We start from the raw sequence: 20,075 nt of genomic DNA, 5'->3' as shown, positions 1-20,075 counted from the left end.
GCCGGCAGCCTGCACTACTCGCTATAAATCATCTTCTTGGTCATCCCACCATCCACCACGAACTCCTGCCCCGTGACAAACCCGGCATTCTTCGACAGCAGCCACGCCACCATCGCCGCCACGTCCTCGACCGTCCCTACCCTGCCCGCCGGATGCTGGGCATGGTCGGCCTCGGTCAGCGGCTCGGCACGTCGCACCGACGGGTCCCGCGCATCGATCCAGCCCGGGCTGACCGCGTTGACGCGGATTTCCGGCCCGAGGCTGATCGCCAGCGCGTGCGTCAGGGCCAACAGGCCGCCCTTGCTCGCCGCGTAGGCCTCGGTGTCGGGTTCTGACTGCCCGGCGCGGGTCGAGGCCAGGTTGACAATCGCACCGCTGTGGGCGCGCAGGTACGGCGCACAGTGCTTGGCCAACAGCATCGGCCCGCTGAGGTTCACCGCCAGCACCCGATTCCAGTACGCCAGGTCGAGGCTTTCGAGGGTGATGTTATGCGGATCGGTCACCGCCGCGTTGCACACCAGTGCGTCCAGTCGCCCGAACTGCCCCAGCACCTCGGCGACGCCCAGCGCCACCTGCCCTTCGTTGGAGACGTCCATGGCGATGAACCAGGCGTTGTCGCCCAGCACCTTCGCCACTTTCGAACCGCGCACCCGGTCCAGGTCGGTCAGCACCACCTGCCAGCCTTCGCTGATCAGCCACGCCGCAATGCCCAGGCCGATGCCGCGCGCAGCCCCGGTGACCAGGGCGACGCGGCCGTTGGTGCCCGTGCCCGGCGTCGACAGTTGGATCACAGCGCAGCCAGACCGCGCGCCAGATCGGCTTGCAGGTCTGCCACGTCTTCCAGGCCGACCGCGATGCGGATCAGGCTGTCGCGGATACCCGCGGCTTCACGCTCCTGCGGCGCCAGACGGCCGTGGGAGGTGGTGCTCGGGTGAGTGATGGTGGTCTTGGTGTCGCCGAGGTTGGCGGTGATGGAAATCAGGCGCGTCGCATCGATAAAGCGCCAGGCGCCCTCTTTGCCGCCCTTGACCTCGAAGCTCACCACCGCGCCAAAGCCTTTCTGCTGACGCAAGGCCAGCTCGTGCTGCGGATGGCTCTCGAGGCCGGCGTAATGGACTTTCTCGATGCCGTCCTGCTGTTCCAGCCACTCGGCCAGTAGCTGGGCATTGGCACAATGGGCCTTCATCCGCAGGCCCAGGGTTTCCAGGCCCTTGAGGAAGATCCAGGCGTTGAACGGGCTCAGGGTCGGCCCAGCCGTGCGCAGGAAACCGACGATTTCTTTCATCTGCTCGCTGCGACCGGCTACCACGCCGCCCATGCAACGGCCCTGGCCGTCGATGAACTTGGTCGCCGAGTGCACGACGATGTCCGCGCCCAGCTTCAGCGGCTGCTGCAACGCCGGGGTGCAGAAGCAATTGTCGACCACCAGCATCGCGCCTTTGGCGTGAGCGATTTTCGACAGTTCGGCAATGTCCACCAACTCGGCCAGCGGGTTGGATGGCGATTCGACGAACAGTAATTTGGTATTGGCCTTGATCGCCGCATCCCAACCGGACAAGTCCGCCAGGGGCACGTAGTCGACTTCGATGCCGAAGCGCTTGAAGTACTTCTCGAACAGGCTGATGGTCGAGCCGAATACGCTGCGCGATACCAGCACGTGATCACCGGCGCTGCACAGGCTCATCACCACGGCCATGATTGCGGCCATGCCGGTTGCCGTGGCCACCGCTTGCTCGGCGCTTTCCAGCGCGGCGATGCGCTCTTCGAACGCGCGCACGGTCGGGTTGGTGTAGCGCGAATAAACGTTGCCCGGCACTTCCCCGGCAAAGCGTGCCGCCGCGTCGGCAGCGGTACGGAATACGTAGCTGGAAGTGAAGAACATCGGATCACCGTGTTCGGCTTCCGGCGTGCGGTGCTGACCGGCGCGGACGGCCAGGGTATCGAACGCTACGCCTTCGAGGTCGCTGTCCAGCCGACCGGCATCCCAATCCTGACTCATGCTGTCACTCCTTGCCCTGGTCTCGAAATAAAAAGCGTAATAGATACAAAACCGGCCTGGAGGGGGACCCCTGTAGGAGTTGGCTTGTCGGATCGCCGCACCGCAGCGAAGGCGGTGTCACAGGCAACTATGATGTTGAATGTGACGGCCCCTTCGCTGGCAAGCCAGCGCCTACACAAGCCCGCCCCCCACACAAGCCAGTTCCTACAACAGGCCGGTTGTTACTCAGTTGTTGTACAGATCAATGATCGCGCTGACTGCCTGGGTCTTGACCTTGGAGGCATCGTTGCGTGCCTGCTCGATCTTGTTCAGGTAAGCCTCGTCGACGTCGCCGGTCACGTACTGGCCGTCGAACACCGCGCAATCGAACTTCTCGATCTTGATCTTGCCGCCGCCGACCGCTTCGATCAAGTCAGGCAGGTCCTGATAGATCAACCAGTCGGCGCCGATCAGGTCGGCCACGTCCTGGGTCGAACGGTTGTGAGCGATCAGTTCGTGGGCGCTCGGCATGTCGATGCCGTAGACGTTCGGGTAGCGAACGGCCGGTGCCGCGGAGCAGAAATAGACGTTCTTGGCGCCGGCTTCGCGAGCCATCTGGATGATCTGCTTGCAGGTGGTGCCGCGCACGATCGAGTCGTCCACCAGCATCACGTTCTTGCCGCGAAACTCCAGTTCGATGGCGTTGAGCTTCTGGCGTACGGATTTTTTCCGTGCCGCCTGGCCCGGCATGATGAAGGTCCGGCCGATGTAGCGGTTCTTCACAAAGCCTTCGCGGAACTTCACGCCCAGGTGGTTCGCCAGCTCCAGGGCCGCGGTGCGGCTGGTGTCCGGGATCGGGATGACCACGTCGATGTCGTGATCCGGACGCTCGCGCAGGATCTTGTCGGCGAGTTTCTCGCCCATGCGCAGGCGGGCCTTGTACACCGAGACACCGTCGATGATCGAGTCCGGACGCGCCAGGTAGACGTGTTCGAAGATGCACGGGGTCAGGGACGGGTTGGTCGCACACTGACGGGTGTGCAGCTTGCCGTCTTCAGTGATGTAGACCGCTTCGCCCGGTGCCAGGTCGCGAATCAGGGTGAAACCGAGCACGTCCAGGGACACGCTTTCGGAGGCAATCATGTACTCGACGCCTTCGTCGGTGTGACGCTGGCCGAAGACGATCGGGCGGATGCCGTGCGGGTCGCGGAAACCGACGATGCCGTAACCGGTCACCATCGCCACCACGGCATAACCGCCGACGCAACGGTTGTGCACGTCGGTGACGGCAGCAAAGACGTCTTCTTCGGTTGGCTGCAGCTTGCCGCGCTGGGCCAGCTCGTGCGCGAACACGTTGAGCAGCACTTCCGAATCGGAGTTGGTGTTGACGTGGCGCAGGTCAGATTCGTAAATCTCCTTGGCCAGCTGTTCAACGTTGGTCAGGTTACCGTTGTGCGCCAGGGTGATGCCGTAAGGCGAGTTGACGTAAAACGGTTGGGCTTCGGCCGAAGTCGAGCTGCCCGCGGTCGGGTAACGCACATGGCCAATGCCCATGTGGCCGACCAGGCGCTGCATGTGACGCTGATGGAACACGTCACGTACCAGGCCATTGTCCTTGCGCAGGAATAACCGGCCATCATGGCTGGTCACGATACCGGCAGCGTCCTGGCCGCGGTGCTGGAGGACGGTTAGCGCGTCATACAGCGCCTGATTGACGTTCGACTTACCGACGATACCGACGATGCCACACATGCGACGCAACCCCTACTTAATGGATCTGAACTGAACACAACTCACTGAGGCGTTTTGGCCGTCGGCAAGAGGTGCTCCTTGAACGGTATCTCAGCGGGTACGCTGATACCGCTGGCAAGCCACTGACTGCTCCACCCGAGAATCAGGTTTTTGGACCAGTCTGCGACCAATAAAAATTTTGGCACGAGTTGCGATTGTTTCCACCACTCGTCCTGCTGTACCGGCCCCAGGCTCAACAGCCCGACTGCCACGACCACCAGCAACACGCCACGCGCGGCGCCGAAGGCCATGCCGAGGAATCGATCGGTCCCGGAGAGCCCGGTGACGCGAACCAACTCGCCGATAAGATAATTGATCATTGCGCCTACGATCAGCGTGGCGACAAACATGATGGCACAGCCCGTGATCACACGAGCCGATGGCGTTTCGATGTACCCGACGAGGTATTCGGACAACGCACCACCGAACAGCCAGGCGACGACTCCTGCGATGATCCAGGTCACCAGCGATAATGCTTCTTTGACGAAGCCGCGGCTCAGACTGATCAATGCGGAGATGGCGACGATTGCAACGATCGCCCAATCAACCCAGGTAAATGGCACAGTGCAGCCTACAGACGGATAAGGCGGCGCATTTTAGCAGAGCCCATGCTTATCGGTAAGCTGCGATTGTCCGTGCATTTCAAATCGGCGCGATAGTTTTAACCACGTTCCGGCTGGAAACGCACCACAAAGCCCTTCAGGTTCTTCTGGCGACTCAACAAGTCACGCAGGCGATCGGCCTCCGCGCGCTCGATCAGCGGGCCGACGAACACCCGATTCTTGCCGTCGGCCGTGCGGATATAGGCGTTGTAGCCCTGGCTGCGCAAGGATTTCTGCAGGCTTTCCGCGCTGGCCCGGTTCGCCAGGCTGGCCACTTGCACCGACCAGCTGACCGACAGGCCGTTGGCATCGACCCGGCTCTGGGTGGTATCCGGCTTGCCCGGCGCACCCGGCCCGGCCGTGATCGGCTGGGACGGCGCCGTGGTCGGCTTGTTCATCGGCACAGGCGCTGGAGCCGCAGGCGGTGTCACCGGTTTGGCGGCCGGTGCCGGCGCCACGGGCGCAGTCGGTGCAATCGGCGTCGACGGCTGTTCCTGCTGAGCGATTTCGTCGTCGCTCGGCACCGGCTCCTGCGGCAAGGCTTGCGGCTCGGGCACCACCACCGGCTCGACCTGCACTTGCGGCACAGCAGGCGCCTGCGGGGCGGCCGGCGCTTCGACCGTCACCTGACGTTGTTCATCCTGGCGGGAAAACAGCATCGGCAGGAAAATCACCGCCAGCGCCACCAGGACCAGGGCACCCACCATGCGCTGTTTGTATGCCTTATCCAGCAATGCCATTTGCCGCGTCCTCCGTGGAGCGCCGGGCCAGCCATTCCAGGGCCTCGGCGACACAATAAAATGATCCGAACAACAGAATCTCGTCGTCGCTCGTCGCCCGTGCACACTGCCCTTCCAGGGCGGCGGCCACACTGTCATAGGACGTTACCGACGCGCCTAGGTTCTGTAGCGCCAGGTGCAAATCGCCGACCGGTCGTGCCCGCGGCGAATCCAGCGGCGCAACGGCCCAATGCTCGACACTAGCATTCAATTCGCCGACAACACCATCCAGATCCTTGTCCGCCAGTAAGCCGAACACGGCCAGACGCTTGCCGGCCGGTGGTCGACTGGCCAGACGGCGGGCCAGATACTCGGCCGCATGGGGGTTGTGCCCCACGTCCAGCAGCAGGTTCAGGCGCTTGCCCTGCCAATCGAACTGGCGGCGATCGAGACGCCCGACCACCCGCGTTGCTTGCAGGGCAGCCCTGATCTGCGCATCCACCCAGGGCAGGTCGAGCAGCAGATAGGCTTGCAACGCCAGCGCGGCGTTTTCCATCGGCAGATCAAGCAACGGCAGATCACGCAGCTCGACCACCCGCCCTTGCGCGTCAAGACCGCGCCATTGCCAGGCGTGATCGGTCACACCCAGGTCAAAATCGCGGCCACGCAGGAAAAACCGGCAATTGAGCTCGCGCGCCTTGTCCAGCAGGGTTTGCGGAGGATTCAGATCGCCACAGAGCGCAGGCGCGCCCTGGCGGAAGATGCCGGCTTTTTCGAAGGCCACGGACTCACGAGTGTCCCCAAGATAGTCCGCATGATCGACGCCGATGCTGGTGACCAGCGCCATATCGGCATCCACCACGTTGACCGTGTCCAGGCGCCCGCCCAGCCCGACTTCCAGCACCACCGCATCGAGCCCGGCCTGTTGAAACAGCCAGAATGCCGCCAGGGTACCCATTTCGAAGTAAGTCAGGGTGGTGTCGCCGCGGCCCGCCTCGACTGCGACAAAGGCTTCACACAGCTCGGCGTCAGTGGCTTCGACGCCATTGACCTGCACCCGCTCGTTGTAACGCAGCAGGTGCGGAGAATTGTAGACCCCCACTTTCAGGCCTTGCGCCCGCAGCAACGACGCCACGAACGCACAGGTGGAACCCTTGCCGTTGGTGCCGGTGACCGTGATCACCCGAGGCGCCGGCTTGCCCAGCCCCATGCGGGACGCTACCTGTTGCGAGCGCGCAAGCCCCATGTCGATGGCCGAAGGGTGCAACTGCTCGAGGTAGGCGAGCCACTCGCCAAGGGTACGTTGGGTCATATGTTGGCAGGCACCGGTGGAACCACGATCGGTTCGATGGGGGCGGCGACGAATTTAGGCGTCGGCAGGCCCATCATTTGTGCCAGCAGGTTGCCCAGGCGCGGACGCAGCTCCTGACGGTGAATGATCATGTCGATCGCGCCGTGCTCCAGCAGGAACTCGCTGCGCTGGAAGCCTTCCGGCAGTTTTTCACGCACGGTCTGCTCGATCACGCGCGGGCCGGCAAAGCCGATCAGGGCTTTCGGCTCACCGACGATCACGTCGCCAAGCATCGCCAGGCTGGCGGAAACGCCGCCGTAGACCGGGTCGGTCAGTACGGAGATGAACGGAATGCCTTCTTCGCGCAGACGCGCCAGTACCGCGGAGGTCTTGGCCATTTGCATCAGCGAGATCAGGGCTTCCTGCATCCGCGCACCACCGGAGGCGGCGAAACAGATCATCGGGCAACGGTTTTCCAGTGCGTAGTCGGCGGCGCGAACGAAGCGCTCACCGACGATGGCGCCCATCGAACCACCCATGAAGGAGAATTCGAAGGCCGACACCACCACGGGCATGCCCAGCAGGGAGCCGCTCATGGAGATCAATGCATCTTTTTCGCCGGTCTGCTTCTGGGCAGCGGTCAGGCGATCCTTGTACTTCTTGCCGTCGCGGAATTTCAGACGGTCGACCGGCTCCAGGTCCGCACCCAGTTCGGCACGGCCTTCAACGTCGAGGAAGATGTCGATGCGCGCGCGGGCGCTGATACGCATGTGGTGGTTGCACTTGGGGCAAACGTCCAGGGTCTTTTCCAGCTCCGGACGATACAGCACAGCCTCGCAAGACGGGCATTTGTGCCACAGACCTTCAGGCACCGAGCTCTTCTTGACCTCGGAACGCATGATCGAAGGGATCAGTTTGTCTACTAACCAGTTGCTCATGCTTTCTTTCTCCAGTACCGGCGGCCCGAACGCTCTGGTTCGCAGCCCCGCGTATGCCCTTGAGCTAAATTCATGTGTGCGGCGATGATCGATGGATTGCCGGGTCAGAGAGATGTGACCAGCGTACGACCCAAAAACCCTCAGCCATGCCTGTGGACGGCGGCAGTGTGCCAGCCGTCACATCGTCGTATGTACCGCCTTGATGAACGCCCGGATCTTTGCGTGATCCTTGATTCCCTTGCTCGCCTCTACCCCGCCACTGACATCCACGGCATACGGCCGAACCCGGGCAATGGCCTCGGCGACGTTGTCCGGCGTCAAGCCGCCCGCCAGGATAATCGGTTTGCTCAAGCCTTGCGGTATCAGAGACCAGTCGAACGCTTCCCCGGTTCCGCCGGGTACGCCTTCGACGTAGGCATCCAGCAGGATACCGCTGGCACTTGGAAACGCATCGCAGGCAGTCGCGATGTCATCCCCGGCCTTGACCCGCAGTGCCTTTATATACGGGCGGTGCCAGCCTTCGCAGTCGGCCGCGGTTTCGTCGCCATGGAACTGCAACAGATCCAGCGGCACGGCGTCGAGGATTTCCCCCAACTCGCAGCGGCTGGCGTTGACGAACAGGCCCACGGTGGTCACGAACGGCGGCAGTGCCTTGATGATCGCGCGCGCCTGCTCAAACGTCACGGCCCGCGGGCTGTTGGCGTAGAACACAAAGCCGAGGGCATCGGCCCCGGCCTCGACCGCGGCCAACGCATCTTCCGCGCGGGTAATGCCGCAAATCTTGCTGCGAACGGACGACATGTCGAGACAACCCCACGGTAAATCCGAGAAAGTCCCGGATGGTAACAAAAGCGTTCGAAGGCGTCAGCCGTCAAGTTCCGAGAAGCCGGTCAAGAAGTGCGGCCCGATGTAACGCTCGGGCAATTGGAACTCGTCGCGATACTCGACCTGCACCAGGTACAAGCCGAACGGGTGCGCCGTCACCCCGCCGGAGCGGCGAATGCGACTTTCCAGGACTTCTTTCATCCACGCTACCGGGCGCTCGCCGGCACCGATGGTCATCAGGACCCCGGCGATGTTGCGCACCATATGGTGCAGGAAGGCACTGGCGCGGATGTCCAGCACGATCATCTTGCCGTGACGGGTGACGCGCAGGTGATGCAGTTCCTTGATCGGCGACTTGGCCTGGCACTGACCGGCGCGGAAAGCGCTGAAGTCGTGGGTGCCGACCAGGTACTGCGCCGCCTCGGCCATGCGCTCGACGTCGAGCGGGCGGTGGTTCCAAGTGATTTCATCGTTCAGGTGCGCCGGCCGGATCTGATCGTTGTAGATCACGTAGCGATAGCGCCGGGCGATGGCCTTGAAGCGCGCATGAAAATGCGCCGGCATGACCTTGGCCCAGCTGACGCTGACGTCGTGGGGCAAGTTGATGTTGGCGCCCATGACCCAGGCTTTCATCGAGCGCTCGACTGGCGTGTCGAAGTGCACCACTTGCCCGCACGCATGCACACCGGCATCGGTGCGTCCGGCGCAGAGCAGCGACACCGGTGAATCGGCGACTTTGGACAGGGCCTTTTCGAGGGTTTCCTGCACGGTGAGCACGCCAGAGGCCTGGCGCTGCCAGCCGCGATAACGCGAGCCCTTGTATTCAACGCCCAACGCGATCCGGAAAAAGCCGTCGGCCGCCATTTCGGCGGCCGGGTTATCTATATTTGCCAAGGAGTGACAGCCTGCTGATGTACGCAAAGGCGGGCATTATAAGGCCGCGGCTCCGGGACGCCAGTGCAACAGTTGATAGTGTGTTGAATGGGACGGCCCCATCGCGAGCAAGCTCGCTCCCACAGTGGATCGGGGCTGTCCAAATCATCTGTGTCTGACTTCGATCCCTGTGGGAGTGCAACAGTTGATAGGGTGTTGAATGGGATGGCCCCTTCGCGGGCAAGCCCGCTCCCACAGGGGATTTGTGTCGAACATAAATGATGCAGGCAACCCCGATCCAATGTGGGAGCGAGCTTGCTCCGGGCGGCGTTCCGACGAAGGCGGCCTGACAGACGCCATCGCATCACTTTCCATAAACAAAAACGGCAGCCCCAATGGGCTGCCGTTCTGTTCAAGCCTTACCGATCAATCAAGCCAGGCGCGAAAGCAGTTCCTTGGCTTCATCCTTCTGGCCTGCGTCACCCTCGCTCACCACCTCATTGAGGATATCCCGTGCACCATCGGCATCGCCCATGTCGATGTAGGCCTGGGCCAGATCGAGCTTGGTGGCGACTTCGTCGGTGCCCGAAAGGAAGTCGAATTCCGGCTCGTCATCCGCTGAGGCCAAGGCATCTTCCGCGGTGAAGGTCGGCTCGCCAAGGCTCTGCGACAGGCGATCCAGCTCGGCATTGACATCGTCCAGCTCGCCCGCAAAGCCTTCCGGCGCGGCAGGAGTGTCCATTTCATCGGCCAGCGACAGGTCGAAGTCGTCCGGCAACTCGAGATCGTCCGGGGCCATTTCCGGACCGGCCGGCGCTGGAGCAACAGAGGGAGTCTTGACCTCGTCATCCAGGCTCAACAGGAAATCGTCTTCGGCCAGGATCGCAGGCGTTGCATCGCCGCCGAGGTCCATGTCCAGATCGAAGTCCGACAGGTCGTCGAGGTTTTCCCTGACTTCAGTCTGCTGTTGCAACACCGACTCGAAGCTCAAGTCGTCTTCCAGCGGAAAATCATCCAGTTCGGCCACAGTGTCCGGTGCCGGTGCAACCGGTGCCGTTGCAGGACTTTGTGGTTCATCCAGACTCAGATCGAAGGCCGTGACGAAGTCATCAGGCACCGCTGGCGCCTGTGGTTCGTCCAGACTCAGATCGAAGGCACTGTCGAAGTCATCGGGCACCGCTGGCGCCTGCGGTTCGTCCAGCAGCAACTCCCTGACGTATTGCGCGTCCAGCTCGGCAGCCATGGAAGCAGCGGCGATACCGCCGGCGGCTGCGAGGGCCATGGCCGGGAAGCGGCTTTTCAGCTGTTCCACCCGGGTAAAGTTCTCGCCGTTGGCCACCAGTTGGCGTTCCTGGGCGACAAACGCGACACGGTTGCCCTGCTGGCCATAGACTTCCATCAGCTTCAGGCGCAGGTCACTGCGTTGCGGTTCGTACTTGATGCTGTCTTCGAGCAGTGCGGCAGCCTGATTCAGGCGACCGGCGGCAAAATGCGTATGCGCCTTGCGCAGTACATCGTCATCGTGGCGATCGACAGCCGGGGATACCAGTGGCGCGGCAATCGGCGGCGTGACCACTACCGGAGCAATCACCGGAGCGGGTGCCGGCGCTGGAGCTGGCACCGGAGCCGGCGCTGGCGCGGTATCGAGCTTCACGCTCGGCGGCGACACTTCCAGGCCTTCGAAGCTGTCTTCCAACTGATCCTGTTCGGCAGGGTTTTGCTGCTCTTCGGCCAGTTCCCGGGCCATGCGCACGTGTTTCTCGGCTTCCTGCTGCGCTTTGCGGCGACGAGCCAGCAACAGCAGCAACAGCAGCAGTACCACGGCCCCGCCACCCACCAGCCCCAGCAGTGCCGGATTGGTCAGCAGCTCGTTGAATTTCTGCTCATCGGACGCTACCGGCGTCGGCTCCACTGGCGTTTCGGCCGGTGCCGGGGTTGTCTCGGTTGCGGCCGGCGTTGCCTCGGACGCAGGCGCAGGCGTGGCCGCATCCGCTTGCGCAGGCGCTGCCGCAGGATTGGCCGCCAGTTCGGCGGAGATCGCCGCAGTCGCTGGCGCATCAGCCGGAGCGCCCGCGGCGCCTTCGGCCTGCAATTTGGCCAGTTGATTGTTCTTCAGTTCGATCAGGCGCTGCAGCTTGTCCAGCTGACTTTGCAGATCGGTCATGCGGCTTTTCAGTTCCTCGTTGTCACGACGGGTCGTGTCGAGGCTTTCCTGAGTCACGGCCAGCTTGTTGTTCAAGGCCTTCGCGTCGCCTGCGGCACCTTTGCCACCGGCCTTCCCGGACTCGGCAGACACCAGGCTCAAATTGTCCCTGGCAGCTTGCCCAGCCGTGCCTTCACCACGCGGACGGTTGGTGGCATCGAGTTGCTGCTGCCCTGCCCCGGTCTTCGGCACATAGCGCCGTCCCTGACGCCACGCCGTGTTCTGCGCGCCCACTTCGGCAATGGCTTTGTGCTGCGGCAGGTTGGTGCTCTGCGCCTGATCCGGCAGACGCAATACCTGACCGGTTTTCAGTCGATTGATGTTGCCGTCGATAAAGGCATCCGGGTTCAGCGCCTGGATGGCCAGCATGGTTTGCTGGACCGAGCCGCCATTGCGCGCTTTCGCCGCGATTTCCCACAGGGTATCCCGTGGCGTGGTGGTGTATTCGGTCGGTTGGGTGGCACCGGTCACGGGGGCGGTGACGGTTTGCGTCGGTGCCGACTGCGCAGCCGCATCAGCGGTCTGCGGCGAGAACTTGGAAGGATCGAGCAGCACACTGTAATCGCGCAGCAGACGACCGTTGGGCCACATGACCTGAACCAGGAATTTCACCATCGGTTCGGACAGGGGCTTGCTGGACGTCACACGCAAGACGCTTTTACCGCTGGGGTTGAGCACGGGGGTAAAGCTCAGGTCGTTGAGAAACGCCTGGCGGTCGACACCGGCCTTGGCGAAATCTTCCGGCGAAGCCAGGCTCGGCACCACGTCGGCAGCGGTGAGCTCCTTGACGTCGAGCAATTCGATTTCCGCCACCAGCGGCTGGTCCAGCGTCGATTTCAGGGTCAGCTCCCCAAGCCCGAGCGCATGCGCCATACCGGAGGACAGCGCCGATGCGGCCGCTATTGCTAACACCAGTTTGCGAACTTGAACCATAGCCTCATCCTTTGTTTGAACATTCCTCGGCCAGCGAGAAGGTGTTGATAGTCGCTGCCGCAAGGCATTGCGCGCGGCGACGAAGAGTCGTCGCGCGCGATCGTTTCATTCATGCCGTGGAAAGCCCCGGAGGGTGGCTCGCCTTCAGCAGTCCGGACCAAGCATAGCGTTGGCTGGAACCCTTGGAAAAATTGTTGCCAAGTATCTTTTACACAAGGTGTTTTATCAATAATTCAGCCACCTGCACAGCGTTGAGCGCCGCGCCTTTGCGCACGTTATCTGACGTCAGCCACACATTTAGTTCCGACAGGTCGTCGATTCCATGGCGAACCCGACCAACGTAGACCACGTCCTGCCCGACCGCATCGCCGACCGGCGTCGGATAATCGCCGGCTTCCACCAGTTCGATACCCGGGGCGTCTTCCAGGGCGGCGTTGACTTTCGCCAGGTCGATATCACTCGCCGACTGCAAGGTCACGCTGAAGCTATCGCCAAAAAACACCGGGGCTTGAATGCAGGTGACGGAAATCTTCAATGCAGGCAGGGCCATGATCTGGCGCAATTCGCGCACCAGGCGTTTTTCCAGCAGCGTATGACCTTGCTCATCCGGCTTGCCGACTTGCGCCAGCAGGTTGAAGGCCATCTGCCGATCAAAGAACGTCGGTTCCAGCGGGCGCACATTGAGCAGTTCGGCGGTTTGCCGGGCCAGCTCGGTCACGGCTTCGCGCCCCTGGGCAGAGACCGCCAAAGCAGCGGTCAGGTGAATGCGTTGCAGGTCGAGCAAACCGAGCAACGGCGCCAGCACCACGGCCAGCGTGGTGGCCGACGGGCTTGGGCTGCTGACCTGGAATGGCTTTTGCAGACCGGCGAGCACCTGGGCATTGGCTTCCGGCACTACTTGCGGCGCCTGATCGGCCGGCAAGGCGCCGGACAGGTCGATCAGCGAACAACCGGCGGCGCTGGCGCGCGAGGCGAAACTCAGGGTGACCGCCGGGCCGGCGGCGAAGAACACCAGCTGGACCTTGCTGAAGTCGAACTCATCGACTTCCCGAACCCGCACGTTCTTGCCGCGATACGGCACCGAATGCCCGGCCGATTCACTGCTGGCCAGCAGGTGCAGGTTGCCGACCGGGAAGTCGCGCTCTTCGAGAATCTGTACGAGTGTTTCGCCGACAGTACCGGTGGCGCCGATCACGGCAATATCAAAGGACTGGCTCATGGTTTTACCTCTGGCGAAACGGGGGGGAGCGGCACTTTACCGGGTGGTGGGTGTGCAGGCAATTGGGCTGGGGATTTGTGGTGTTCGTGCCGGCCTCATCGTCGGATTGCCGCCCAGACCAAGCTCGCTCCCACAAGGATCGCGCTGAACCCTGTGGGAGCGAGCTTGCTCGCGATAGCGGACTGTCAGTCAACGCATCAACATCTGTCGGCCGGGCATAAAAAAACCCGCACCTCTTTCAAGGCACGGGTTCTTTCATTGCTTCAATCGATCAACGCTCGAGCAGAATCCGCAGCATGCGACGCAGCGGTTCGGCCGCGCCCCACAGCAGCTGGTCGCCAACGGTGAACGCGCCAACGTACTGCGTGCCCATGTTCAGCTTGCGCAGACGACCCACCGGTACGTTCAGGGTGCCGGTGACTTTCGTCGGGCTCAGTTCCTGAATGCTGGCTTCGCGGCTGTTCGGTACCAGCTTGACCCAAGGGTTGTGCTGGCTGATCAGCCCTTCGATGTCGGCGATCGGCACGTCTTTGTTCAGCTTGATGGTCAGCGCCTGGCTGTGGCAGCGCATGGCGCCGATGCGCACGCAGATGCCATCCACCGGGATCGGGCTCTTGAAGCGACCGAGGATCTTGTTGGTCTCGGCCTGGGCCTTCCATTCTTCGCGGCTCTGGCCGTTCGGCAGTTCCTTGTCGATCCACGGGATCAGGCTGCCGGCCAGCGGTACGCCGAAGTTTTCGGTCGGGTACGCGTCGCTGCGCATGGCTTCGGCAACACGGCGGTCGATGTCGAGGATGGCGCTGGCCGGGTCGGCCAGTTGATCGGCGACAGCGGCGTGGGTCGCGCCCATCTGCTTGATCAGTTCACGCATGTTCTGCGCGCCGGCACCGGAGGCCGCCTGATACGTCATGGCGCTCATCCACTCGACCAGACCGGCTTCAAACAGACCGCCCAGGCCCATCAGCATCAGGCTGACGGTGCAGTTGCCGCCGATGTAGTTCTTGGTGCCCGCGTCGAGCTGCTGGTCGATGACCTTGCGGTTCACCGGGTCCAGCACGATCACCGCGTCATCCTGCATGCGCAGGCTGGAAGCGGCGTCGATCCAGTAGCCCTGCCAGCCGGCTTCGCGCAGTTTCGGGAAGACTTCGCTGGTGTAGTCGCCACCCTGGCACGTCAGAATCACGTCGAGGGTTTTCAGCTCTTCAATGCTGTAAGCGTCCTTGAGCGGAGCAATGTCCTTGCCCACGGACGGGCCTTGGCCACCGACATTGGAAGTGGTGAAAAACACCGGCTCGATAAGATCGAAATCCTGCTCTTCCAGCATCCGCTGCATGAGCACGGAACCGACCATACCGCGCCAACCGATCAGACCTACACGTTTCATCGCAACTACACCTTCTTGAAAAGTGGGCCGCTGCTTTCGAAGTTGAAAGTGGCAGCGGGCCCAAGAGATTACAGATTCCGCAGCGCGGCGACTACTGCGTCGCCCATTTCCTGCGTACCGACTTTAGTGCAACCGGCCGACCAGATGTCACCAGTGCGCAAGCCCTGATCCAGCACCAGGCTGACGGCTTTTTCGATGGCATCGGCCGCAGCCTGCTGGTTGAAGCTGTAGCGCAGCATCATCGACACCGACAAAATGGTCGCCAACGGGTTGGCAATGCCCTGGCCTGCGATGTCCGGCGCCGAACCGTGGCACGGCTCGTACATGCCCTTGTTGTGGGTGTCCAGGGAGGCCGACGGCAGCATGCCGATGGAGCCGGTGAGCATCGACGCCTGGTCGGACAGAATGTCGCCGAACATGTTGTCGGTGACGATCACGTCGAATTGCTTCGGTGCACGCACCAGTTGCATGGCGGCGTTGTCGACGTACATGTGGCTCAATTCGACTTCAGGGTAATCCTTGGCCACTTCCTCGACGATTTCACGCCACAACTGGCTGGAAGCCAATACGTTGGCCTTGTCCACCGAGCACAGTTTCTTGCCACGGACCATGGCCATGTCGAAACCGACACGGGCGATACGCCGGATTTCGCTTTCGCTGTACGGCAGGGTGTCGTAGGACTGACGCTCGCCGTTTTCCAGGGTGCGGGTGCCACGTGGCGCACCGAAATAGATGCCGCCGGTCAGCTCGCGAACGATCAGGATGTCCAGGCCGGAAACGATTTCTGCTTTCAGGCTCGAGGCTTCAGCCAGTTGCGGGTAGAGGATCGCCGGGCGCAGGTTGCCGAACAGGCCCAGTTGCGCACGGATTTTCAGCAGGCCGCGCTCCGGGCGAATGTCACGCTCGATGGCGTCCCATTTCGGGCCGCCCACGGCGCCCAGCAGCACAGCGTCCGCCGCGCGGGCGCGATCCAGGGTTTCGTCGGCCAGCGGCACGCCGTGCTTGTCGATGGCAGCGCCACCGATCACGTCGTGGCTCAGCTCGAAGTCCAGGCTGTACTTGTCGTTGGCCAGCTCCAGCACCTTGACCGCTTCGGCCATGATTTCCGGACCAATACCGTCGCCTGGGAGAATCAGAATCTGCTTGCTCATGCTTTCCTCATGTCATCAGTCGGTGCGCCCTTGGCGCACCCGGAAAAAGTCTATCGCTCGGCGGCTATCGTTTAGAGCTTATCGTTCAGAGCTTATCGTTTAGAGCTCATCGTTCAGAGCCTATCGTTCAGCATTTATCGCTCAGCCATCAGCACCAGCACATCGGTACTGAACGAACCATCGGCCTCAATCTCAAAATATTCACGTACTTCATTGCCCATTGACTGCTGCAACTCGCGGATCGCTGCGCGCATCACGTCTGGCGTGCGCATGCGCTCGACCCAGGAGGTGTACTCCAGACGCAGCCGTTGACGCGTGGTGCTGCGGGTATGCAATCCCGCTTCGCTGACCTGACGCAACCATTCGCCAGCGGAATAATCGCGCACATGGCTAGTGTCGCGCAGCACTTCGACGCTTTGCAGGTAAGTGTCGAACAACGGGCTACCGGGTGACAACACATCGATGAACGCCGCCACCCCGCCTGGTTTCAGCACCCGCCGGACTTCCCGCAGGGCCAGGCCGAGATCGCTCCAATGGTGCGCCGAATAACGGCTGAACACGAAGTCGAACTCGCCATCGGCGAACGGCAGGCGCTCGGCGGCGCCGTTGACCGTGGTCACGTTGCTCAGGCCACGGTCGACAGCGGCGGCGGCGACCACATCCAGCATCTGCTGGGACAGGTCGTAGGCCACCACTTCCTTGACCAGCGAGGCCACGTGGAAACTCACGTGACCGGCGCCGCAACCCAGGTCCAGCACCCGGGCATTGCCCTGCCCCGCCAGTTCAGCCTGTAGCAGGGCGAATTCGGTGCCTTGAGCGTGAACGGCGCTGCTCAAATAGGCCGAGGCCTGTTCACCGAATTGCTTTTGGACTACCTGAGCGTGCTGGACGGTGCTGGTCATGGGGGACTTCCTTTTTGGGGTGAGTCTTGTGGTGTCTCTACTGCCGCCATCGCGAGCAAGCTCGCTCCCACATTGGATCTGAGGCGTTCAAAAAACCTGTGGGAGCGAGCTTGCTCGCGATGAGGCCGGCACTACCTACCGAAAATCAGGCGTCACGAAACAACCACGGCTGGCTCGCACGATGCTTGGCTTCAAACATCGCAATCGCCTCGTGGTCCATCAACGTCAGGCCGATATCGTCCAGGCCGTTGAGCAGGCAATGTTTACGGAACGCGTCGATTTCAAAGCGCAACACCTTGCCATCCGGACGGGTCACGGTCTGTGCTTCCAGATCAACCTGCAACTGGTAACCAGGAGTCGCCTCAACCTGCTGGAACAGCTCATCGACCTCAGCGTCGCTCAAGATGATCGGCAGCAACCCATTCTTGAAGCTGTTATTGAAGAAAATGTCGGCATAGCTCGGCGCGATGATGCTGCGGAAACCGTATTCTTCCAACGCCCACGGCGCATGCTCACGGCTGGAGCCGCAACCGAAGTTTTCACGGGCCAGCAACACGCTGGCGCCTTGATAACGCTCGGCGTTGAGCACGAAGTCCTTGTTCAACGGACGCTTGGAGTTGTCCTGATACGGCTGCCCCACATCCAGGTAGCGCCATTCATCGAACAGGTTCGGGCCGAAACCCGTGCGCTTGATCGACTTCAAGAATTGCTTCGGAATGATCTGGTCGGTGTCGACGTTGGCACGATCCAGAGGCGCGACAAGACCGGTGTGCTGGGTAAAAGCTTTCATGCTGCGCTCCTTCAGATCAATTCACGGACGTCGACAAAACGACCGTTCACAGCGGCGGCGGCGGCCATGGCCGGGCTCACCAGGTGGGTACGGCCACCGGCACCCTGACGGCCTTCGAAGTTACGGTTGGAGGTCGAGGCGCAATGCTCGCCACTTTCCAAACGGTCCGGGTTCATCGCCAGGCACATCGAGCAGCCCGGCTCACGCCATTCGAAACCGGCATCGAGGAAAATCTTGTCCAGGCCTTCCGATTCGGCCTGAGCCTTCACCAGGCCCGAGCCCGGCACCACGATGGCCTGCTTGATGGTCGACGCCACTTTGCGGCCCTTGGCGATCACTGCCGCCGCACGCAGGTCTTCGATCCGCGAGTTGGTGCAGGAACCGATGAACACCCGGTCCAGCTGGATGTCGGTGATCGCCTGGTTGGCGGTCAACCCCATGTACTTCAAGGCGCGTTCGATGGAGCCGCGCTTGACCAGGTCCATTTCCTTGGCCGGGTCCGGCACGTTTTGGTCAACGGCCAACACCATCTCGGGCGACGTGCCCCAGCTGACTTGCGGTTTGATCTGGGTCGCGTCGAGTTCGACGACGGTGTCGAACTTCGCGTCTTTGTCAGTCACCAGGTCTTTCCAGGCTTCGACAGCCAAGTCCCATTCCGCGCCTTTCGGGGCAAATGGACGGCCCTTGACGTATTCCACGGTCTTTTCGTCCGCTGCCACCAGGCCGACGCGCGCCCCGGCTTCGATGGACATGTTGCAGATGGTCATGCGGCCTTCAACGGACAAGTCGCGAATCGCGCTACCGGCGAACTCGATGGCGTGGCCGTTACCGCCGGCGGTGCCGATCTTGCCGATCACGGCGAGAACGATGTCCTTGGCAGTCACGCCGAATGGCAGTTTGCCTTCGACCGACACCAGCATATTCTTCATTTTCTTGGCGACCAGGCACTGGGTGGCGAGCACATGCTCCACCTCGGAAGTGCCGATACCGTGAGCCAGGGCACCAAACGCACCATGGGTCGAGGTATGGGAGTCGCCGCAGACCACGGTCATGCCCGGCAAGGTGGCACCTTGCTCCGGGCCGATGACGTGGACGATGCCTTGGCGGACGTCATTCATCTTGAATTCGACGATGCCGTACTCGTCACAGTTATCGTCGAGGGTCTGAACCTGCAAACGCGAGACTTCATCGGCAATGGCTTCGATACCGCCCTTGCGCTCAGGAGTAGTCGGTACGTTGTGGTCCGGGGTTGCGATGTTGGCATCGATGCGCCAAGGCTTGCGCCCGGCCAGGCGCAGGCCTTCGAAGGCTTGCGGCGAGGTCACTTCATGGATGATGTGACGATCGATGTAGATCAGCGCAGAGCCATCGTCGCGCTGCTTGACCAAATGCGAATCCCAGAGCTTGTCGTAGAGCGTTTTGCCGGCCATCAGACGGTTTCCTCATCATTTGTTTCTATGCCCTGGGTCTTGAGCGATTTCAATAACCCTTTGGCTTGTGAGGTCGATCCTAGGGGGTTACATTAAATAACTCAAATTCATATTTTTCATGCTTTGGATAACCAACTGGAATACGACAATGGATCTGGCCAACCTCAATGCTTTCATAGCGATTGCCGAGACCGGCAGTTTCTCCGGCGCCGGTGAGCGGCTGCACCTCACGCAACCGGCCATCAGCAAACGCATTGCCGGGCTGGAGCAGCAATTGAAGGTGCGCCTGTTCGATCGCCTGGGGCGTGAAGTCGGCCTGACCGAGGCCGGCCGCGCCTTACTGCCGCGGGCCTATCAAATCCTCAACGTGCTGGATGACACCCGCCGCGCCCTGACCAACCTGACCGGCGAAGTGAGCGGCCGCCTGACCCTGGCCACCAGTCACCACATCGGCCTGCACCGCCTGCCGCCGATACTAAGGGAGTTCACCCGACATTACCCGCAGGTGGCGCTGGATATTCAGTTCCTCGACTCGGAAGTGGCCTACGAAGAAATTCTTCATGGCCGCGCCGAGCTGGCGGTCATCACCCTGGCGCCGGAGCCCCACGCCCTGGTCAAGGCCATGCCCGTATGGGACGACCCGCTGGATTTCGTGGTCGCCCCGGAGCATTCACTGATCAGCAACGGCCCGGTCAGCCTGGCGGACATTGCCCTGCACCCGGCGGTATTCCCCGGCGGCAACACCTTTACCCACCACATCGTCCAGCGCCTGTTCGAAGCCCGGGGCCTGACGCCGAACATCGCCATGAGCACCAATTACCTGGAAACGATCAAGATGATGGTCTCGATCGGCCTGGCCTGGAGTGTGTTGCCGCGCACCATGCTCGACGAGCAAGTTGCACGAATACCTTTACCGGGCATACAACTGACTCGCCAGCTAGGCTATATCTTGCACACCGAACGGACGCTTTCGAATGCGGCACGGGCCTTTATGGCCCTGCTGGATGCACAAATCGATGGGCCAGGGAATCAGGGCTAAGCTGTGC

Annotated in this window: 17 protein-coding genes; 1 reads left to right on the top strand and 16 read right to left on the bottom strand. The window is 62.0% G+C overall.

Going from position 1 to position 20,075, the window contains the following annotated elements:
- Positions 1-14 precede the first annotated feature (14 nt).
- The 16 genes from ACA067_RS09235 to leuC all read right to left on the bottom strand — a co-directional run bounded on the left by ACA067_RS09235 (position 15) and on the right by leuC (position 19,029).
- On the bottom strand, positions 15-791 hold the full coding sequence (locus tag ACA067_RS09235; protein ID WP_497461480.1) for an SDR family oxidoreductase: 777 nt from the start codon (positions 789-791) through the stop codon (positions 15-17).
- Complete coding sequence (locus ACA067_RS09230) at positions 788-1,999, bottom strand: O-succinylhomoserine sulfhydrylase (RefSeq protein WP_497461479.1); 1,212 nt, start codon at positions 1,997-1,999, stop codon at positions 788-790. Before ACA067_RS09230 ends, ACA067_RS09235 begins: the two co-directional genes overlap by 4 nt.
- 225 nt (positions 2,000-2,224) lie before the next feature.
- On the bottom strand, positions 2,225-3,730 hold the full coding sequence (gene purF / locus ACA067_RS09225; protein ID WP_150743630.1) for an amidophosphoribosyltransferase: 1,506 nt from the start codon (positions 3,728-3,730) through the stop codon (positions 2,225-2,227).
- 41 nt (positions 3,731-3,771) lie between these two features.
- A complete protein-coding gene (locus ACA067_RS09220; protein ID WP_064676838.1) occupies positions 3,772-4,332 on the bottom strand; it encodes a CvpA family protein in 561 nt (186 codons plus the stop codon).
- A gap of 98 nt (positions 4,333-4,430) precedes the next feature.
- Positions 4,431-5,111: an SPOR domain-containing protein gene (locus ACA067_RS09215; protein ID WP_497461478.1), complete on the bottom strand. Its 681-nt coding sequence runs from the start codon at positions 5,109-5,111 to the stop codon at positions 4,431-4,433.
- Positions 5,095-6,402, bottom strand: a complete 1,308-nt coding sequence (folC, locus tag ACA067_RS09210) for a bifunctional tetrahydrofolate synthase/dihydrofolate synthase (RefSeq protein ID WP_497461477.1) — start codon at positions 6,400-6,402, stop codon at positions 5,095-5,097. Before folC ends, ACA067_RS09215 begins: the two co-directional genes overlap by 17 nt.
- A complete protein-coding gene (accD, locus tag ACA067_RS09205; RefSeq protein WP_497461476.1) occupies positions 6,399-7,319 on the bottom strand; it encodes an acetyl-CoA carboxylase, carboxyltransferase subunit beta in 921 nt (306 codons plus the stop codon). Before accD ends, folC begins: the two co-directional genes overlap by 4 nt.
- 177 nt (positions 7,320-7,496) lie before the next feature.
- Positions 7,497-8,120 carry a phosphoribosylanthranilate isomerase gene (locus ACA067_RS09200; RefSeq protein WP_497461475.1) on the bottom strand — a complete coding sequence of 208 codons (624 nt, stop codon included), beginning with the start codon at positions 8,118-8,120 and terminating at the stop codon, positions 7,497-7,499.
- 63 nt (positions 8,121-8,183) lie between these two features.
- Complete coding sequence (truA, locus tag ACA067_RS09195) at positions 8,184-9,008, bottom strand: tRNA pseudouridine(38-40) synthase TruA (RefSeq protein WP_497462753.1); 825 nt, start codon at positions 9,006-9,008, stop codon at positions 8,184-8,186.
- Between the two features lie 439 nt (positions 9,009-9,447).
- Positions 9,448-12,153 carry a motility hub landmark protein FimV gene (locus tag ACA067_RS09190; RefSeq protein ID WP_497461474.1) on the bottom strand — a complete coding sequence of 902 codons (2,706 nt, stop codon included), beginning with the start codon at positions 12,151-12,153 and terminating at the stop codon, positions 9,448-9,450.
- 208 nt (positions 12,154-12,361) lie between these two features.
- Complete coding sequence (locus ACA067_RS09185; RefSeq protein WP_497461473.1) at positions 12,362-13,372, bottom strand: aspartate-semialdehyde dehydrogenase; 1,011 nt, start codon at positions 13,370-13,372, stop codon at positions 12,362-12,364.
- Between the two features lie 271 nt (positions 13,373-13,643).
- Complete coding sequence (asd, locus tag ACA067_RS09180; RefSeq protein WP_064676830.1) at positions 13,644-14,756, bottom strand: aspartate-semialdehyde dehydrogenase; 1,113 nt, start codon at positions 14,754-14,756, stop codon at positions 13,644-13,646.
- Between the two features lie 68 nt (positions 14,757-14,824).
- Positions 14,825-15,907 (bottom strand): 3-isopropylmalate dehydrogenase, encoded by a 1,083-nt coding sequence (gene leuB / locus ACA067_RS09175; RefSeq protein WP_497461472.1) that lies wholly within the window; start codon positions 15,905-15,907, stop codon positions 14,825-14,827.
- A 134-nt stretch (positions 15,908-16,041) separates the two neighbouring features.
- Positions 16,042-16,809, bottom strand: coding sequence for a class I SAM-dependent methyltransferase (locus ACA067_RS09170; RefSeq protein ID WP_497461471.1), 768 nt, complete (start codon positions 16,807-16,809; stop codon positions 16,042-16,044).
- Between the two features lie 145 nt (positions 16,810-16,954).
- Complete coding sequence (leuD, locus tag ACA067_RS09165) at positions 16,955-17,599, bottom strand: 3-isopropylmalate dehydratase small subunit (protein ID WP_497461470.1); 645 nt, start codon at positions 17,597-17,599, stop codon at positions 16,955-16,957.
- 11 nt (positions 17,600-17,610) lie between these two features.
- Positions 17,611-19,029: a 3-isopropylmalate dehydratase large subunit gene (gene leuC, locus ACA067_RS09160; protein ID WP_064676826.1), complete on the bottom strand. Its 1,419-nt coding sequence runs from the start codon at positions 19,027-19,029 to the stop codon at positions 17,611-17,613.
- 148 nt (positions 19,030-19,177) lie between these two features.
- Here leuC and ACA067_RS09155 point away from each other — a divergent pair, with 148 nt between their 5' ends.
- The gene (locus tag ACA067_RS09155; RefSeq protein ID WP_497461469.1) at positions 19,178-20,068 is read left to right on the top strand and encodes a LysR family transcriptional regulator; all 891 of its coding nucleotides are present in this window, start codon (positions 19,178-19,180) and stop codon (positions 20,066-20,068) included.
- The last annotated feature ends 7 nt before the right edge of the window (positions 20,069-20,075 follow it).

The organism is Pseudomonas sp. LBUM1674, assembly GCF_059695635.1.
Note: the sequence above shows the minus strand (reverse complement) of the source record. Positions and strands in the feature narration are given on the sequence as shown.

Excerpts from the sequence above, each read along its gene's own strand:
- ACA067_RS09215 (WP_497461478.1), bottom strand. The coding sequence starts at position 5,111 with ATGGCATTGCTGGATAAGGCATACAAACAGCGCATGGTGGGTGCCCTG.
- leuD (WP_497461470.1), bottom strand. The coding sequence starts at position 17,599 with ATGAAAGCTTTTACCCAGCACACCGGTCTTGTCGCGCCTCTGGATCGT.
- leuC (WP_064676826.1), bottom strand. The coding sequence starts at position 19,029 with ATGGCCGGCAAAACGCTCTACGACAAGCTCTGGGATTCGCATTTGGTC.
- ACA067_RS09155 (WP_497461469.1), top strand. The coding sequence starts at position 19,178 with ATGGATCTGGCCAACCTCAATGCTTTCATAGCGATTGCCGAGACCGGC.
- ACA067_RS09200 (WP_497461475.1), bottom strand. The coding sequence starts at position 8,120 with ATGTCGTCCGTTCGCAGCAAGATTTGCGGCATTACCCGCGCGGAAGAT.
- purF (WP_150743630.1), bottom strand. The coding sequence starts at position 3,730 with ATGTGTGGCATCGTCGGTATCGTCGGTAAGTCGAACGTCAATCAGGCG.
- asd (WP_064676830.1), bottom strand. The coding sequence starts at position 14,756 with ATGAAACGTGTAGGTCTGATCGGTTGGCGCGGTATGGTCGGTTCCGTG.
- ACA067_RS09170 (WP_497461471.1), bottom strand. The coding sequence starts at position 16,809 with ATGACCAGCACCGTCCAGCACGCTCAGGTAGTCCAAAAGCAATTCGGT.
- truA (WP_497462753.1), bottom strand. The coding sequence starts at position 9,008 with ATGGCGGCCGACGGCTTTTTCCGGATCGCGTTGGGCGTTGAATACAAG.
- ACA067_RS09230 (WP_497461479.1), bottom strand. The coding sequence starts at position 1,999 with ATGAGTCAGGATTGGGATGCCGGTCGGCTGGACAGCGACCTCGAAGGC.
- leuB (WP_497461472.1), bottom strand. The coding sequence starts at position 15,907 with ATGAGCAAGCAGATTCTGATTCTCCCAGGCGACGGTATTGGTCCGGAA.
- ACA067_RS09185 (WP_497461473.1), bottom strand. The coding sequence starts at position 13,372 with ATGAGCCAGTCCTTTGATATTGCCGTGATCGGCGCCACCGGTACTGTC.
- ACA067_RS09190 (WP_497461474.1), bottom strand. The coding sequence starts at position 12,153 with ATGGTTCAAGTTCGCAAACTGGTGTTAGCAATAGCGGCCGCATCGGCG.
- accD (WP_497461476.1), bottom strand. The coding sequence starts at position 7,319 with ATGAGCAACTGGTTAGTAGACAAACTGATCCCTTCGATCATGCGTTCC.
- folC (WP_497461477.1), bottom strand. The coding sequence starts at position 6,402 with ATGACCCAACGTACCCTTGGCGAGTGGCTCGCCTACCTCGAGCAGTTG.